Source organism: Prevotella lacticifex, from assembly GCF_019973375.1.
GTDB classification, from domain to species: Bacteria; Bacteroidota; Bacteroidia; order Bacteroidales; family Bacteroidaceae; genus Prevotella; species Prevotella lacticifex.
Map to the genome: position 1 here is coordinate 1,581,440 of NZ_BPTV01000001.1, position 17,224 is coordinate 1,598,663.

Genomic DNA, 17,224 nt, shown 5'->3' on the forward strand with positions numbered 1-17,224 from the left:
AACTGCGGGGTGTATATTTGGGATTTCACACATATTGAACGGTTCATCCTCATCCTCGCAGCTGCTTGATATATGTTTTGCATCTCGTCCGCAGCCGGTAGGGTGGGGATAAACCCCGCCTCTACGGTGGATGTGTGCTGCAAGCGTCTAAGTATCAACGGTTTGTATGATGTTTTAGGTGTTGTTTAATGTGATTTATTATCCTTTTGTTTTCAGCGTGGGGTGGAGTAGAGGGTACCCGTTCCGCTGTTGAGGGCAACTATCTGCCCTCTTCCTTAATCTGCCGGAAGGTGTAGGCCATGATTGGAACGGTTAGGAAGAACGACAGCACATCACTGCAGCTCTGGCACATTTCCACCCCCGTGAGGCCGAACCAGTGCGGGAGAACGATAATCAGCGGAATGAAGAACAATCCACGGCGTGAGGCTGCGAGGATATTGGCTCGCCAGGGCTTGCGGCACACTTGTGTCATCATATTGCTCGTCATGCTGAAGGCGTTGAGCGGATAGGTGCAGAGCTGCCACACGAGAGCCGCTGATCCAATCCTCACCACATCGGGATCGTCGCGGAAGATGAGGATGATGCTGTCGGAAAAGATTATCCCCACGGCACCGACGATTATCAGAAAAAAGGTGCCCGTCTTGACGGTGAACCAATAAGCGGTCCTCATTCGTGGATAGAGACGGGCACCATAACAGAAGCCGCAGAGGGGCTGGAACCCTTGTCCCAGTCCCACTACGGCCGACATGACGAACATCGTTATTCTGTTAACTATCGACATTGCAGCTATTGCAGCGTCGCCGAAGGCTCCGGCAGCAATGTTCAGGGCTATCGTGGCTATGCAGCCAAGGCCCTGGCGGCTCAGCGACGGACTGCCCCCGTAGAATATTTCTTTAATCGTCAGCCACGACGGGTGAAAGTTGCTCCAGCTGATGGTGATATTTTCCGGTCGGTGGGTCATGGCTATGAGGATGATGAATGATACCACCTGACCGATGACCGTAGCCCACGCGGCTCCTGCCACCCCCATATCGAAACCGAAGATGAGCAGTGGGTCGAGGAGACAGTTGAGGACAGCTCCCGACACAATGCCGACCATGGCAAGACGGGCGTTGCCCTGTAGACGCATCTGGTTGTTGAGGGTCAGCGATGAGGTGAGAAATGGTGATCCGAGGAGCACTATGCCCATGTAGCGCTCGGTGTAGGGCAGTATCGTCGGGGTGCTACCCAGCCATAACGACAGCCGCCGAAGCAGCAACTCGCAGACAACGAGGAAAATCAATCCGAAGAAGAACGAAAGAAAGAAACCGTTGGAGGCCATGACGACGGCATTCTGATGCCGCTTGGCACCGAGCTCGCGGGAGATGTAGTTGCCCGATCCATGGCCGAAGAAGAATCCAAAGGCCTGAGCTATAAACATTATCGAGAAGACGATGCCTACGGCAGCCGTCGACTGGGTGTCGATTTGTCCGACGAAGAATGTGTCCACAATATTATATATGCTTGTCACGAGCATGGATATTATTGTGGGTACAGCCATCGCCACGACAACCTTGTCGACGGGCTCCTCGGTAAGAAATCTATAGTTGTCCTCTTCTGTGTGCATTAACGTTCCTCGTTTCTACAAGAGATTATTCGTGGTTCTACAAGAGATTATTCGTGGTGATAGGGTTCACCTTTTATAATAGTGCAGGCGCGGTAGAGCTGCTCGACGAAGATCAGCCGGACCATCTGATGGGAGAATGTCATCCGCGACAACGAGATGAGTGCGTCGGCGCGGTTGTAGACATCGGGTGAGAAACCGTAGGGTCCTCCGATGACGAAAACGAGGTCGCGGCCACTATTGCGCCGTTTCTCTACCCATTTTGCAAACTCCATGCTTCGGTATTCAGTTCCGTGTTCGTCGAGGAGCACCACGAAGTCGGAAGGGGAGATGGTCTTGAGAATCATCTTCCCTTCCTTGTCCTTCTGCTGGCTCTCGCTTAGCGATTTTGTCGACTTGAGCTCTGGAAGCACTTTGACGGCGAAGGGAGTATAGTGGCCAATGCGCTTGGCATAGTCGTCGATACCCTCGTTGAAGAGTTTGCCGTTGGTCTTGCCCACAAGGATTAGGGTTGTCTTCATCGTTCCTCCTTTTCATCGCTGTGGCTGTCGGTGCTTTCAGCTGACGGCCGATACTCGTTCTTTCGTTTGGGGTTCATGGGAAACCATCCTCTTTCCACCCGTTTCTTCTGTGAGAAGAGCTCTCCGATGCCCCAGAGCAGTGAGGCACCGAAGACAGCCAACAGCGTGGATATGAAGTCGTCGGCAACGAAGAGGGCTCCTACGACAGCCGCCAGACCACAGATGAGCCATATCCACCACGGTCGTGTACCGAAGTAATATTCGGTTTTGATGACCAGCGGATGGCAGAGCCCTATAATGAGAAATGTGAAGATAGCGAGCAGCACGCTCTTGAAGTTCAAGTCCATTTTGTCGTGTTATTTCTTTTTCAGTTCGTCGCGAATCTCGGTGAGCAGCTTCTCGGTCGGTGTAGGCTCGGCAGGTGCCTCCTTCTTGGGCTCCGGCTCCGGTTTGCGCAGAATCTTGTTGATGGCCTTAATCATCAGGAAGATGCAGAGGGCTATGACCAGGAAGTCGATGAGCGTCTGGATGAAGTTGCCGTAGTTGATTGTGGCCGACTTCATCTGTATTCCTTCGGCAATCTTTTCGGCCGGGAGGGTGACTTTAAGGTCGGAGAAGTTCACGCCTCCAATGAGCCATCCTATTGGCGGCATGATGATATCGTCGACAAGCGATGATACAATCTTGCCGAAAGCACCTCCAATGATTACACCTACAGCCATGTCGATGGCATTGCCCTTAACGGCGAACTCTTTGAACTCAGTTAAGAATTTTCCCATAATACTTATTATTATTTATATGTTGTTGCATTGTCTGTCGCGCTTAGTGCATCCTTTGCAATATAGGAATAGCATTTCGATTTTAGTTTCGTGTTGCTATACCTTTTTTAATATTGTTTAATAGTCTAATCGGTTGCAAAATTAAGAATAAATTTGTATCTTTGCGCTCGAAAAGAATAAAATCTTTGTTAATGCCCCAAAATAGTCGAAGGAAATAATATTTTTCTAACAACTTTAAAATAAAAGCAATTAAAATGGCAAATGTTAAAGTAGCTATTAATGGTTTCGGCCGTATCGGTCGTCTCGCATTCCGTCAGATGTTCGCAGCTCCTGGTTATGAGGTAGTCGCTATCAACGACCTGACAAGTCCTAAGATGCTCGCTCAGCTCCTGAAGTATGATACTACTCACGGTGGTTATCAGGGCATTATCGGCGAGAAGCCAGTTCACACTGTTACATTCGACGATACTCCTTTCGAGGAGAACGGTAAAGAGGCTGCTGGTTACGTCGCTGTTGATGGCAAGAAGATTACCATCTACAAGGAGAAGGACGCAGCTAACCTGCCTTGGGGCGCTCTCAACATCGATGTCGTTCTCGAGTGCACAGGCTTCTACACATCTAAGGAGAAGAGCATGGCTCACATCAAGGCCGGCGCTAAGAAGGTTGTTATCTCTGCACCTGCAGGCAACGACCTGAAGACCATCGTCTTCAACGTTAACAACGAGACCCTGACAAAGGACGACCAGATCATCAGCGCAGCTTCTTGCACAACAAACTGCCTTGCTCCTATGGCAAAGGCTCTTAACGACAAGTACCCAATCCAGGCTGGTATCATGCAGACCATCCACGCTTACACTGGCGACCAGATGATTCTCGACGGCCCACAGCGTAAGGGTAACCTCCGTCGTAGCCGCGCAGGTGCTTGCAACATCACTCCTGCTTCTTCAGGTGCTGCTAAGGCTATCGGCCTCGTTCTCCCTGAGCTCAACGGCAAGCTCATCGGTGCTGCTCAGCGCGTACCGGTGCCAGATGGCTCTACAACTCTGCTCTACGCTGTTGTTAAGGGTAAGGACGTTACTGTCGACAGCGTCAACGCTGCTATGAAGGCTGAGGCTAACGAGAGCTTCGGTTACAACGATGAGGAGATTGTTTCGAGCGATATCCTCGGCATGCGTTACGGCTCACTCTTCGACGCTACACAGACAATGGTTGTGAAGCTCGATGAGGATACTTACGAGGTTCAGGTCGTTTCTTGGTACGACAATGAGAACTCTTACACTTCTCAGATGGTTCGTACAATCAAGTACTTCGCTGAGCTGAAGTAATACCGCATGTTAATCGGTGCTGACAACATTCTGTCGGGCCGATAACAACAATACAACTTGCAGCCGTCTTCCTTTTGGAGGGCGGCTGTTTTCGGTTGTAGAGTTTTGATGTAAGGATTGCGGGGTGTGATGCTAAGATAGCAATTTCAGATGCTAAAATTGTAGAGTTGTTGATGCTAAGATTGCAGAGTCTGATGCCAAAAATCTTTACAGCATTATCATAGCGTCCATTTGAGCGTGCAAAACGGGCTGTTTCATCGTCTGAAATGGACCGTTTCGCGTTGCAAAACGGACCGTTTTAGAACACAAAATGGCCGGTTCTGTAAGTCGCTGACAATCAGTTGATAACACGGATGCACTCAATCGGACTTCTGTTTGAATTATTTTTACTTTCCTCTCTCTTCAATTCTCCCTTTTCTTTAGTCTCTCTCCTTATTCTCGTTCCTCACTTTCAAACGCTCAGGCTCATTCGCTCCGATGGTCGCCGGACTGCTGTTGTCATTTCGTGATCCACCTCCCTATAGTCATGAAAAAAAGAATGATGCTGACGAAAGGGCACAAAAATCCCTCGCCAAGGATTGATAATGGCTTTCGTCTTGTTGCTTTCATCATCTGCCGTTGCTGACAGAATCTTGCTGATTGCAGTCGGACTAAAGTCAATCTTTAGCGAGGGAGAATTCGCTTGTAATAGTTACGCCGTCGGCGCCAGACTTATTGATGCTGGTCGCGGAGCAAGTCGTTGACGGTCTTCACGGGGTTGAATGTCGACAGTGGTACTTCGACGAACACCGTGTTCCAGTCGCTCATCGCTCCATTCCACAGTCCCGGCAACTCGAGGGCTTTCAGCTCACGGCCGTTCTTACTCTTCGACGAGATGAATCCGGTCTTCTTGTCGACGTAATCGGGGAGGTTGAAGGCTTTACCTTTATAGTCCTTTGTGGCGCAGACGAGGTCGACGGGATTGAAGTGGGTGCCCTGCTTGAACATCTTCACGTATTCCTCGTTATTCTGGTCAATCTGACTCGACTCGAGAATTTGCAGACTGATGGTACCATCCTGATTATAAGTGAGGAACGGGCCGCCACCGGGCTCACCAACGTTCTTTACCATTCCGCATACGCGTATTGGGCGGTTGAGTTTCTTCCTCAGATAAATGACGAGGTCGGCATCCTCAAGATCCTTGATGTCAGGCTTGCGGCAGCAGAGGTCGTGCTGAACGAAGCGGATAATCTCCTCCAAGCGCTCGTGGTTATATTCGCCGCTGTCGAGAATGCGAAGATAATTGAAAATCTTCGTCTGTAAGCTTACGAGGACTCCGGCAATCAACTGCTTGTAGGTGACGGTGTCAGCTTTCAGACGGTCGGGGACGACATTGTCAATATTCTTTATGAACACTACATCGGCATCAATCTCGTTGAGGTTCTCGATGAGTGCGCCGTGACCACCCGGACGGAAGAGCAGTGTGCCGTCGGCGTTGCGGAAAGGAGTATTGTCGGGATTGACAGCTACGGTGTCGGTACTCGGTTTCTGCTCAGAGAACGTGATATCGTATTTAACCCCGAACTCCTTCTCGTATTTCGCTACTTTCTCGGCCACTTTCTTCTTGAAGAGGTCCATGTGCTCATGGCTGACGGTGAAGTGGACATGAGCCTCACCGTTGGAGCTTGCGTAGAGAGCCGCTTCGACGAGATGCTCCTCCATAGGAGTGCGCGGACCGTCGGGGTAGCTGTGGAAGAGAAGAAGTCCCTTCGGCAGCTGACCGTAGTTGAGTCCCTCGCCGTTAAGCATGTTTGCCACGATAGCTTTGTACTGACCGGCCTCAAGCATCTCTTTAAGGCTCTTGCCGTTGTTCTGCTTGCACTTGTCGCAGAGCTCCTTGTGGAAGGCAAACTTCTTGATACCTGCGAAGAATTCCTTCTCGAAGTCAGTCTGTGGCTCGTCGTGGTCGCCGTTAAGAAAAGCGAACATATTCTTGAACATGCGGCTGGCGGCACCGCTGGCAGGAACAAACTTCACAATGCGATGGCCTGCGGCTTTATACTCCTGCCACGTCTTTATGTAGCTGTCGCGCTCCTCATCGGTGGGCACATAGATTCCTTTACCGGCACTGGCTGCTGCCTCAAGTTTCAGGAATGGGAATCCGGTCTTGAACTGTTCGAATTCTTCATTGAGCTTTTCCTCTGATATGCCTTTCCAGGCAATCAACTCTCTGTCTTTTTCTGATAGCATAAGAAAATGTATTAGGTTTTACTATTTATTCAGCAAAAGTACGTCAAAATATTCAAAATGCCAAAAAATTATGCCATAAATAAGAAAAAATTTATAACTTTGTAGCATAAAAGTTATTCGTTTGCCAATGGAGGAGAAGCTGATATTTACTGAACAAGAGAAAGAAGCCGCTGAAGCACTGACTTCAGAGCTCCGTGAGAAGCTCAAGGGCACTGTCCAAGAGGATGATATTTTGAAGCTGCGCCGCTCGCTGACCGATGCTGTCAACAGTGGAAAACTCATGCGTGACGCGTTTGGGTTGAACCCTGTTGTCAATGCTCTTCAAACGGCTAAGATAGCCATTGAGGACATCGGTTTGCGGCGCGATGGCGTGATGGCCATAATGCTCTACGACCCCGTATCGTGCTCTTGCATCTCACTGGATGATGTGGAGACCGACTTTGGCAGTGGTGTGCGCAATATCATTCATGGTCTTGTGAAGATTCAGGAACTGTATAAGAAGAATCCAAAGATTGAAAGCGAGAACTTCCGCAATCTGTTGCTGAGTTTCGCCGAGGACATGCGCGTCATCCTGATAATGATTGCCGACCGAGTCAATCTCATGCGGCAGATTCGGGACACCCCGAATGAGGAGGCTCGTCATGAGGTGTCGGAGGAGGCAAGCTATCTCTATGCCCCTTTGGCTCACAAACTTGGACTCTATCAGCTGAAGAGTGAGCTCGAGGACCTTAGCTTGAAGTATCTCGAGCATGATGCTTATTATGAGATTAAGGAAGACTTGAACGCCACGAAGCGTGCACGTGATGCTTATATCGACAGATTCATTGGTCCGGTTAAAGCAAAACTTGAGGCTGCCGGATTGAAATTCCACATCAAGGGCCGTACGAAGAGCATACACTCTATATGGCAGAAGATGAAGAAACAGCATTGTGGATTCAATGGCATCTACGACCTCTTTGCCATCAGAATTATCCTCGACTCGCCACAGGAGAAAGAGAAGATGCAATGCTGGCAGGTCTACTCCATTATTACCGACATGTATCAGCCTAATCCTAAGCGACTGCGCGACTGGCTTTCGGTGCCTAAATCGAATGGCTATGAGAGTCTGCATATAACCGTGCTCGGACCTGAAAATAAATGGGTTGAGGTGCAAATCCGTACCGAGCGTATGGATGAAATCGCTGAGCACGGACTCGCTGCCCACTGGAGATATAAGGGCATAAAGGCCGAGGGCGGTCTCGACGACTGGTTGGCCAGCATTCGGTCGGCATTGGAGGCGGGCAACGATTTGGAGGTTATGGACCAGTTCAAGAGTGACCTCTACGATAAGGAAATATATGTGTTCACTCCTAAAGGTGACCTGCTCAAGTTCCCAAAAGGAGCCACGGTGCTCGATTTCGCTTATCAAATACACTCCAAGATTGGCAATAGCTGTGTGGGTGGAAAGATTAATGGCAAGAATGTCAGTCTGCGGACACAACTCAACAGCGGCGACAGCGTTGAAATCGTAACGTCGGCAAGGCAGCAGCCAAAGATTGAATGGCTGAAAATAGTCAAGAGTTCAAGGGCGAAATCGAAGATAAGACTCGCGCTGAAGGAGATGCAGGTCAAGAACGGCAACTATGGCCGCGAAATGATTGAGCGTCGGCTGAAGAACCGCAAGATTGAATTCGACGAGGGCGTAATGGCCCATCTCATCAAGCACCTTGGATTCAAGGAGGCCAGCGAATTCTATCAGAATGTGGGTGAGGAGAAACTCGACATCGGCAACATCATTGAGCAGTATCAGGCTGAGTACGACCATGACCACAGCCTCAACGATAACAAATCGGCAGAGAGCGCGCAAAACTTTGAATACGAGAACCCTGACGAGGAGAAAGCACGCTCGGAGGATGTTTTGGTCATCGACAAGAATCTCAAGGGTATCGACTACTCGCTGGCCAACTGCTGTCATCCTATTTATGGCGACCCGATATTCGGGTTCGTCACCGTTAGCGGAGGTATCAAAATTCATCGCACTGACTGCCCCAATGCTCCGGAGCTCAGAAAGCGCTACGGATACCGTATTGTCAAAGCCCGGTGGAGCGGAAAGGGCGAGAGCCAGTATGCCATTACGCTCCGCGTTATCGGTAATGACGATATAGGAATCGTCAGCAATATAACCAATGTGATATCCAAAGAGGAGAAAATCATCATGCGCTCGATAAACATCGACAGTAACGACGGACTGTTCTCGGGTAATCTTGTCGTTCTACTTGAGGATACGTCACGACTGAGCGCGTTGATGAAGAAACTTCGCATGATAAAGGGGGTCAAAGAAGTGAAACGGCTATAATGATAATAAATTTATCAGATTCATTCATTAATATATTACTAATTAGAAGAAATTTCGTAATTTTGCACTCCAAACTATGGCAATAGAAAAAATGAAACCAACAGCGATATTACTCCTGCACTGTCCAGACCAGTTGGGAATCATCTCGGAGCTGACAAAGTTCATCACCGACAATAATGGAAACATCGTCTATCTCGATCAGTATGTTGACCGTGAGGATGGCATGTTCTTTATGCGAATTGAATGGGAACTGGAGAACTTCCTGATTCCGCGAGATAAGATTGAGGACTATCTGCACACTCTCTACGGACAGCGCTATGAGATGACTTTCCATCTCTATTTCAGCGATGTACGTCCGCGTATGGCTATCTTCGTCAGTAAGATGAGCCATTGTCTCTATGATCTCCTCGCACGATGGAAGGCGGGAGAGTGGAATGTCGATATTCCGTGTATCGTCAGCAATCATGAGGACTTGCGTTATGTTGCCGATCAGTTTGGCATTCCATACTACGTATGGTCCATAAAGAAGGATCATTCGAATAAAGCAGAGGTTGAGGAGGCCGAGATGAAGCTGCTCAAGGAGAAGAAGATAACGTTCATAGTCCTTGCGCGTTACATGCAGATAATCAGCGATGCGATGATTGCGGCTTATCCTCACCACATTATTAATATTCATCACTCTTTCCTGCCGGCTTTCGTCGGCGCACGCCCATATCATCAGGCATGGGAGCGTGGAGTAAAGATTATAGGTGCTACCAGCCACTATGTTACAGCGGAGTTGGATGCAGGGCCAATCATCGAACAGGACGTTATGAGGGTGTCGCATAAGGATACTCCTACAAGTCTTGTGCTCAAGGGCAAGGATTTGGAGAAGATAGTCCTCTCAAGGGCCGTAAAAAAACATATCGAGAGGAAGATTTTGACTTATAATAACAAGACAATAATTTTCTCATAAACGCAATATACGCTGTTGGAAAGCGTAAAACCATTGAATTAAATGAGCGTAGCTATAATACGATATAATGCGGGAAATATCCGCTCGGTGGTGAATGCTCTTCGCCGTCTTGGCGTCGACCCGGTATTGACCGATGATGCCGATGAACTGCGTAGAGCCGATAAAGTTCTTTTTCCCGGACAGGGTGAGGCCAGGACGGCGATGGACTATCTCCGTGAGCATCATCTTGATGAGGTCATTAAGAACCTTACTCAGCCCGTTCTCGGTATATGCATCGGTCAGCAGCTGCTCTGCCGCCACTCTGAGGAGGGCGACACCGACTGTCTTGGAATTATCCCTGCCGACGTGAGAAAGTTTGAACCCTCACGCCACGAGGATAAGGTACCGGCAATGGGATGGCAGGAAATCAATGGCAGCAAAGGCTGTCCGCTGTTCAACGGACTTGACGGGGAAAATCAGACTTCATCGTCACGGCCTTACGTCTATTTTGTTCATAGCTATTACGTTCCCCTCTGCAAGTGGACAATAGCCCAGGCCGATTATATCTTGCCCTATTCTGCGGCATTGCACATGAATAATTTTTGGGCTACGCAATTCCACCCTGAAAAGAGCGGTAAAGTGGGTGAGCACATTCTTAAAAACTTCTTGGAGCTATGATTGACATTATACCAGCTATAGATCTTATCGGTGGCAAGTGTGTGAGACTCACCAAAGGCGACTACGGACAGAAAACGGTGTACAACGATGACCCTGTGGCTCAGGCGCGGGAGTTTGAGGCTCAGGGATTCCGCCGTCTGCATGTCGTCGATCTTGATGGCGCAAAGTCGAAGCATATTGTCAACGACGATGTGCTCAAGCGTATTACGGATGCTACAGGGCTTAAAGTCGATTTCGGCGGTGGAATAAAAAGTGATGACGACATCAAAAAGGCTTTTGCCGCTGGTGCCGCTATGGTTACTGTAGGCAGCATCGCGGTAACAAATCCGGAACTTTTCATCGAATGGCTCCATCGCTATGGTGCAGAGAAGATTATCCTCGGTGCTGACGTTCGCGACGGACGTGTAAGCATCAACGGATGGAAAGAGGATTCGAGCGAGGAACTGCTGCCGTTTTTGAAGAAGTATGTCGATGCTGGAGTTAGGAACGTCTTGTGCACCGATATCAGCAAGGACGGTACTATGCAGGGACCAGCCGTAGCTCTCTATAAACGTATTGTCGACGAATATCCTCATCTGAATATCATTGCTTCGGGTGGTGTTTCGTCGACTGAAGATATCGTTGAGTTGGACCGCGAAGGTATTCCCTCGACAGTTGTAGGTAAGGCCTGGTATGAGGGTAAAGTGTCGGCAGAGAAGTGCCGGAGTTTGATGGGCTTCGATAATAGTCGCGGACTCGCAAAACGAATCATACCGTGTCTTGACGTAAAAAATGGCGAAACGGTGAAAGGCGTAAACTTCGTCGACCTGCGAAGCGCAGGCGATCCCGTGGAGCTCGGAAAGGCATACTCTGATTCCGGAGCCGATGAGCTTGTATTCCTTGATATCACCGCAAGCTTTGAAGGCCGCAAAACATTCACAGATATGGTGGAGAGAGTGGCCCGCGAAATAGATATCCCTTTCACCGTCGGTGGCGGAATCAATGAGCTCGACGATGTAAAGCGGTTGCTTGATGCAGGAGCTGACAAGATAAGTGTTAATTCAGCGGCACTGCGTAATCCTCATCTTATCAATGAGATAGCATCGGAATATGGATCACAAGTCTGCGTCTGCGCCATTGATGCCCGCAATGATGCTGACGGATGGCATTGCTATATTAAAGGCGGACGGGAACGCACCGAACGTGGGCTCTTTGATTGGGCAAAGGAGGTTGCCGACCGCGGTGCCGGCGAAATCCTCTTTACGTCAATGGACCACGACGGGGTAAAGAATGGATTTGCCAACGACGCTCTTGCTAAATTGTCCGACGAAGTTGCAATTCCGATAATTGCCAGCGGTGGAGCAGGGCAGAAGGAGCACTTCCGCGATGCGTTCTTGAAGGGAAAAGCTGATGCTGCTCTCGCTGCGAGCGTATTCCACTTTGGAGAGATTGCAATCCCTGATTTAAAGAAATATCTCAGTGAGGAGGGTATCAACGTAAGGATATAATATTTAACCGAACCACTTCCTTGGAATGATGATTCCTACGAGGGTCGAGGCCGCAGGTGGTGGGACACAGAATTAATTGACAATGGATATTAACTTCGAAAAAATGGGCGGACTTGTGCCTGCGATAGTTCAAGATGCGAGGACAAAGAATGTTCTCATGCTTGGATTTATGAACAAGGAAGCCTATGATAAAACAATAGAGACGGGAAAAGTCACTTTCTGGAGTCGCACTCGCAAATGTCTGTGGACGAAAGGTGAGACATCGGGAAACTTCCTGAATCTCGTAAGTGCAAAAATAGACTGCGACAACGATACACTGCTGTTGCGTGTAAATCCTGTTGGTCCCGTCTGTCATAAGGGTACTGATACATGTTGGGGCGAGGAAAATATCTATGAGCCTATAAGCTTTCTCGCTGAACTTCAGGAGTTTATAGATAAGCGTAAGGAAGAAATGCCCGAGGGCAGCTATACAACGGCTCTGTTTAAGAAAGGAACCAAACGCATAGCACAAAAAGTTGGTGAGGAAGCTCTTGAGACAGTCATTGAGGCCGTTAGCGGCTCAGAGGAGAGCCTCGTTTATGAGGCTTCCGACATGATTTATCATCTCTTAGTGCTTTTAGCCGATAAGGGACTGTCAATCAATGATGTGGCTATGGAACTCATGAAACGTCATAATCCTGATTGGGATAAGGACAGACGAATTGCCAAATACAACGGAACTTATAAACGAAAGTAAGAAAAATGCTTATTGATTATAAAAATGTAAATGTCTACCAAGAGGATAAACTCATCCTCAAGGATGTCAACATACAAGCTGATAAAGGTGACTTCATTTACCTCATAGGAAAGGTGGGATCCGGAAAAAGCTCCCTGTTGAAGACTATGTACTGTGAACTGGATGTTGACAAGGATGATGTTGATAAGGCGGAGGTCCTCGGACAGAGCGTCGTCGACATCAAGCGTAAGGATGTGCCGGCTTTGCGCAGGCAGATGGGTATCATCTTTCAGGACTTCCAACTCCTGCATGACAGGACCGTATACCGTAATCTCCGGTTTGTTCTTCGTGCCACGGGATGGACTGATCGCGAAGCTATTGATGCCCGAATCGACCAGGTTCTTAATGAGGTGGGAATGGCCGACAAACGCGATAAGATGCCTCATGAGCTCTCGGGTGGTGAGCAGCAGCGTATTGCGATAGCAAGGGCTATACTCAACAAGCCCAAAATCATTATCGCTGATGAGCCTACCGGTAATCTTGATCCCGATACAGCCACACGCATTGTGGAGCTGTTGCGCAACCAGTGTGAGACGGGTGCCGCTGTCATCATGTCGACGCATAACATTCATCTGCTCAGTAAGTTCCCCGGAATCGTTTACAGATGCCAGAAAGGAACGTTTACAAATGTCACGGACGAGTATTTCTCAACTCGTCCTGCGGGTACTAATCCCGTTGCTGACACGAATGCAGAGGCTATTGATTTCGTCGATGAAGATTCTTCCAACGACACGGATGTCGATGATAATGCCGACATTGCCGTAGGAGAAATCGTTGAGGAGGAAAAATAAATACTATTGTAGAATAAAAAACAAAGTCATCATAATTATGAAGGTAATGAAGTTTGGAGGTACCTCGGTTGGTACTCCTCAGAGAATGAAGAATGTAGCCGACCTCATCACAAAGTCGGGTGAGCCTACGTTCGTGGTGCTGTCGGCAATGAGCGGTACAACAAACTCATTGATTGAAATCAGTGATTATCTGTACAAGAAAAATCCTGAAGGTGCGAATGAAGTTATCAACAACCTTGAGAAGAAATACATGAAACATGTTGAGGAGCTCTTCTCTACAGACGAATATAAAGAGCGCACTCGTCAGTTTCTGCTTGAGGAATTCGACTACCTAAGGAGTTTTACCAAGGATCTCTTTACTTCGTTTGAGGCTAAGAGTATCGTTGCTCAGGGTGAGGTTATGAGTACCAATATGGTGACTAACTACCTTCTTGAGAACGGAATAAAGGCTATACTGCTCAACGCTCTCGACTTTATGCGCACAGACAAGAACGCTGAGCCCGACACCCAGTATATCAAGGAGAAACTTGAGAAGATTCTTGATGAGAACAAAGGTTATCAAATATATATCACTCAGGGCTTTGTATGCCGCAACGCTTATGGTGAGGTCGACAATCTGCAGCGTGGTGGAAGTGATTATACGGCATCGCTTGTAGGTGCAGCCATCGGAGCTGACGAAATTCAGATATGGACTGACATTGACGGTATGCACAACAACGATCCCCGTGTGGTCGACAAGACGGAGGCTGTTCATCAGCTCAACTTCGAGGAGGCATCAGAGTTGGCCTATTTTGGTGCCAAGATTCTACATCCTACCTGTGTGCAACCAGCTAAATATGCGGGGATTCCCGTTCGTTTAAAGAATACTATGGACCCTGAGGCCGATGGCACAATCATCGATAACGTGCTCGTCAGAGGAAAAATCAAGGCCGTCGCTGCCAAGGATAATATCACGGCTATCAAGATAAAGTCAAGTCGTATGCTCGGTGCAAGCGGATTCTTACGCAAGGTTTTTGAAATTTTTGAGAGTTATCAGACATCCATCGACATGATTGCCACAAGCGAGGTTGGTGTTTCGATGACCATCGACGACGACAGCCACCTTGACGACATTGTTGACGAGCTCAAGAAATATGGTACCGTTACCGTCGATGTCGACATGTGCATAATCTGTGTTGTCGGCGACCTCGACTGGAGCAATATCGGCTTTGAGACTCTTGCAGCCGATGCTTTAAAGGATATTCCCGTACGGATGATTTCTTATGGAGGCAGCAACTACAATATCTCATTCCTCATTCGTGAGGCCGACAAGAAGCGTACGCTTCAGAGCTTGAGCGACACTCTCTTCAATAATAATAAATAAGCAAAAGAATCCCAGACGGCAAACTGTCGTCTGGGATATAAGAGGATAACAAAAAAATGAAAGGTAAATTCCCGGTAGAGAAGTTTGAAAAGGTCAGGACACCTTTTTATTATTATGACACCGACTTGCTGCGGCAGACGTTAAGTGCCATTAACTCAGAGACTGGCAAGTATAATGACTTCTATGTTCATTATGCCATTAAAGCCAATGCCAATCCAAAGGTGCTGAAAATAATCAGTCAGTCCGGTTTGGGTGCTGACTGCGTTAGTGGCGGGGAGATTCAAAGATGTCTCGAAACAGGATTCTCACCAAAGAAAATCGTCTATGCCGGAGTCGGAAAAGCTGATTGGGAGATAAACCTTGGACTTGATAAGAACATCTTCTGCTTTAACGTGGAGAGTGTGGCCGAGCTCGAGGTTATCAACGAGCTTGCGGCAAAGAAGGGAAAAGTGGCACGAGTGTGCTTCCGAATCAATCCAGATGTCGGAGCCCATACAAACGCGAAAATAACCACGGGACTTGCCGAAAATAAGTTCGGCATTGCCATGCGAGATATGGAACCGGCTATTGCAGAGGCAGCGCGCATGGAGAATATCAAGTTCGTTGGTCTCCATTTCCATATAGGGTCGCAAATCCTTGATATGGGAGACTTCTCCGCTCTGTGCAATCGGATTAACAATATCCTCGATGAATTGGATAAGAAACACATCAAAGTGGAGAATATCAATGTCGGTGGTGGTCTTGGCATTGACTATCAGCATCCTAACCGCATGCCGATACCGGATTTTGAAGCTTACTTCAGCACTTATGCGCGACATCTGAAACTACGTCCCGGACAGAAGCTGCATTTCGAGCTCGGACGCTCCGTTGTCGGACAGATGGGCTCTCTCATTACCCGGTGTCTGTACGTAAAGCAGGGAACAGCCAAGCAGTTCGCTATTGTTGATGCAGGAATGTCCGATCTCATCCGGCCGGCACTCTATCAGGCTTATCACAAAATAGAAAATATCACCAGTGACGAGCCGCTGTCGACATATGATGTCGTAGGACCAATATGTGAGTCGAGTGATGTTTTTGCGAAGGCTATCGACATCAACAAAACCCATCGCGGCGACCTGTTGGCAATACGCTCTGCCGGTGCTTATGGCGAGATTATGGCAAGCCAGTATAATTGTAGGAAACTGCCTGAGGGCTATATTACGGAGGATCTTGTTGAGAACGAGTAATGATTACATTTGACAATCTATCTCTTATCATTGGAGGTGTTGTGCTCTTTCTGGCGCTTTTAACGCCGTGGATAAACATCTTCGTGCGCCGGCCGTCGGTTCCCTATGCTTCTGATGATGCATCTGAGGACGAGCAGGACAACGGTTCGGAGCATGACAGATACCCAGACATCAGCATAATCATCACTCCCCACGACAATGCACGTGAGCTCGAGGAGAATCTGCCGGCATTTTTAAGCCAGGACTATCCGGGAAATTTCAAGGTTATTGTTGTGGCTTGGAAAAGCGATTCCGATGATGAGGACGTACTGAAACGTTACAGCTCTGACCCTCATCTATATACGACATATATACCCGACAGCTCACGATATATGAGCCGGAAGAAATTAGCTATTACCATTGGCGTCAAAGCGGCTCAGACAGAGTGGGTTATCATGACCGACATCACCTCGCGTCCCGACTCCGGTCAGTGGCTGAAGGCAATGGCCGCTCACTGCAATGAGGGCAACAGACTGGTTATCGGATATTCGCGCTACGCTGAGGAAACATCCGACTTTCGCCAATTCGAACGGCTTGTGACCGATTTCTACCTTATGAGGGAGACGCAGAGGGGACGTACTTACCGCTGCAACAGCACTTGTCTGGCTTTCCGTAAGAGCGATTTCGTAAGGGAAGAGGGATTCCGCGGGAATCTGAAATACTTACGTGGAGAGTACGACTTCATGGCCAATAAATACGCTCAGCCAATGGCTGTGGCCCTTGAGGCCGACCCCGAGACTGGCTGGATGACAGAGCAGGAGCCAACCGACAAGGAGTGGAGAAACAAACATCTGTTTTATATCGAGAACCGGCGTCATCTGACTGGCTCTGCCCGCCACCGTCTGCCGATAATCATTGACCAGATAGCATTGTATATCAACTATATAGCCATCATCGGCTGTGCTATATTCGGTTTCATGACGAACCGGCTAATCCTCGTTGCAGCCGCTGCCCTGGCACTCGTGATAACATTGATTATCAGGACCGCCGTAGCTTCGAGGGCTATGAAGGCGTGGATGACTGATATTCCGGCTTGGAAAACTGTAGCCTATGAGATTGGACTGGGGCTCTCGTGGCTGTCGTATAAGGTGAGATATATGCATGCTGACAAGAATGATTTTATCAGCCATAAAATTTGA

Annotated in this window: 15 protein-coding genes and 1 pseudogene; 11 read left to right on the forward strand and 5 right to left on the reverse strand. The window is 48.4% G+C overall.

Features of this window, described 5'->3' with window-relative positions; translation table 11 throughout:
• Positions 1-259 precede the first annotated feature (259 nt).
• The 4 genes from LDN30_RS06225 to mscL are packed head-to-tail and all read right to left on the reverse strand — an operon-like array spanning position 260 to position 2,903.
• Positions 260-1,606, reverse strand: a complete 1,347-nt coding sequence (locus tag LDN30_RS06225; protein WP_223929015.1) for an MATE family efflux transporter — start codon at positions 1,604-1,606, stop codon at positions 260-262.
• 47 nt (positions 1,607-1,653) lie between these two features.
• On the reverse strand, positions 1,654-2,124 hold the full coding sequence (gene rlmH, locus LDN30_RS06230) for a 23S rRNA (pseudouridine(1915)-N(3))-methyltransferase RlmH (protein ID WP_223925901.1): 471 nt from the start codon (positions 2,122-2,124) through the stop codon (positions 1,654-1,656).
• A complete protein-coding gene (locus LDN30_RS06235; protein WP_223925902.1) occupies positions 2,121-2,471 on the reverse strand; it encodes a DUF4491 family protein in 351 nt (116 codons plus the stop codon). The genes rlmH and LDN30_RS06235 overlap by 4 nt, the downstream gene beginning before the upstream one ends.
• Positions 2,472-2,480: 9 nt before the next feature.
• Positions 2,481-2,903, reverse strand: coding sequence for a large-conductance mechanosensitive channel protein MscL (mscL, locus tag LDN30_RS06240; protein WP_223925903.1), 423 nt, complete (start codon positions 2,901-2,903; stop codon positions 2,481-2,483).
• Positions 2,904-3,157: 254 nt separating this feature from the next.
• Here mscL and gap point away from each other — a divergent pair, with 254 nt between their 5' ends.
• Positions 3,158-4,228 (forward strand): type I glyceraldehyde-3-phosphate dehydrogenase, encoded by a 1,071-nt coding sequence (gene gap, locus LDN30_RS06245; RefSeq protein ID WP_223925904.1) that lies wholly within the window; start codon positions 3,158-3,160, stop codon positions 4,226-4,228.
• A 711-nt stretch (positions 4,229-4,939) separates the two neighbouring features.
• Here gap and LDN30_RS06250 read toward each other — a convergent pair.
• Positions 4,940-6,457 carry a DUF4301 family protein gene (locus LDN30_RS06250; protein WP_223929016.1) on the reverse strand — a complete coding sequence of 506 codons (1,518 nt, stop codon included), beginning with the start codon at positions 6,455-6,457 and terminating at the stop codon, positions 4,940-4,942.
• Positions 6,458-6,584: 127 nt separating this feature from the next.
• Between LDN30_RS06250 and LDN30_RS06255 the strand changes: the two genes are divergently transcribed.
• The 10 genes and pseudogenes from LDN30_RS06255 (at position 6,585) to LDN30_RS06300 (ending at position 17,224) form a co-directional block, all read left to right on the forward strand.
• Positions 6,585-8,792, forward strand: a complete 2,208-nt coding sequence (locus tag LDN30_RS06255) for a RelA/SpoT family protein (RefSeq protein ID WP_223925907.1) — start codon at positions 6,585-6,587, stop codon at positions 8,790-8,792.
• A gap of 91 nt (positions 8,793-8,883) precedes the next feature.
• Positions 8,884-9,747 carry a formyltetrahydrofolate deformylase gene (gene purU / locus LDN30_RS06260; protein ID WP_223926936.1) on the forward strand — a complete coding sequence of 288 codons (864 nt, stop codon included), beginning with the start codon at positions 8,884-8,886 and terminating at the stop codon, positions 9,745-9,747.
• A 42-nt stretch (positions 9,748-9,789) separates the two neighbouring features.
• On the forward strand, positions 9,790-10,404 hold the full coding sequence (gene hisH, locus LDN30_RS06265) for an imidazole glycerol phosphate synthase subunit HisH (RefSeq protein WP_223929017.1): 615 nt from the start codon (positions 9,790-9,792) through the stop codon (positions 10,402-10,404).
• Positions 10,401-11,087: pseudogene (gene hisA, locus LDN30_RS06270) on the forward strand (1-(5-phosphoribosyl)-5-[(5-phosphoribosylamino)methylideneamino]imidazole-4-carboxamide isomerase); the annotation flags it as partial. The gene hisH and the pseudogene hisA, both read left to right, overlap by 4 nt.
• Before the next feature lie 27 nt (positions 11,088-11,114).
• Positions 11,115-11,891, forward strand: a complete 777-nt coding sequence (gene hisF, locus LDN30_RS06275) for an imidazole glycerol phosphate synthase subunit HisF (protein WP_223929434.1) — start codon at positions 11,115-11,117, stop codon at positions 11,889-11,891.
• 82 nt (positions 11,892-11,973) lie between these two features.
• The gene (hisIE, locus tag LDN30_RS06280) at positions 11,974-12,627 is read left to right on the forward strand and encodes a bifunctional phosphoribosyl-AMP cyclohydrolase/phosphoribosyl-ATP diphosphatase HisIE (RefSeq protein WP_223929018.1); all 654 of its coding nucleotides are present in this window, start codon (positions 11,974-11,976) and stop codon (positions 12,625-12,627) included.
• Positions 12,628-12,632: 5 nt separating this feature from the next.
• On the forward strand, positions 12,633-13,457 hold the full coding sequence (locus LDN30_RS06285) for a cell division ATP-binding protein FtsE (RefSeq protein ID WP_223929019.1): 825 nt from the start codon (positions 12,633-12,635) through the stop codon (positions 13,455-13,457).
• A 37-nt stretch (positions 13,458-13,494) separates the two neighbouring features.
• Complete coding sequence (locus tag LDN30_RS06290; RefSeq protein WP_223925911.1) at positions 13,495-14,820, forward strand: aspartate kinase; 1,326 nt, start codon at positions 13,495-13,497, stop codon at positions 14,818-14,820.
• Positions 14,821-14,876: 56 nt separating this feature from the next.
• Positions 14,877-16,046 (forward strand): diaminopimelate decarboxylase, encoded by a 1,170-nt coding sequence (lysA, locus tag LDN30_RS06295; protein ID WP_223925912.1) that lies wholly within the window; start codon positions 14,877-14,879, stop codon positions 16,044-16,046.
• Positions 16,046-17,224 (forward strand): glycosyltransferase, encoded by a 1,179-nt coding sequence (locus tag LDN30_RS06300; protein ID WP_223929020.1) that lies wholly within the window; start codon positions 16,046-16,048, stop codon positions 17,222-17,224. The genes lysA and LDN30_RS06300 overlap by 1 nt, the downstream gene beginning before the upstream one ends.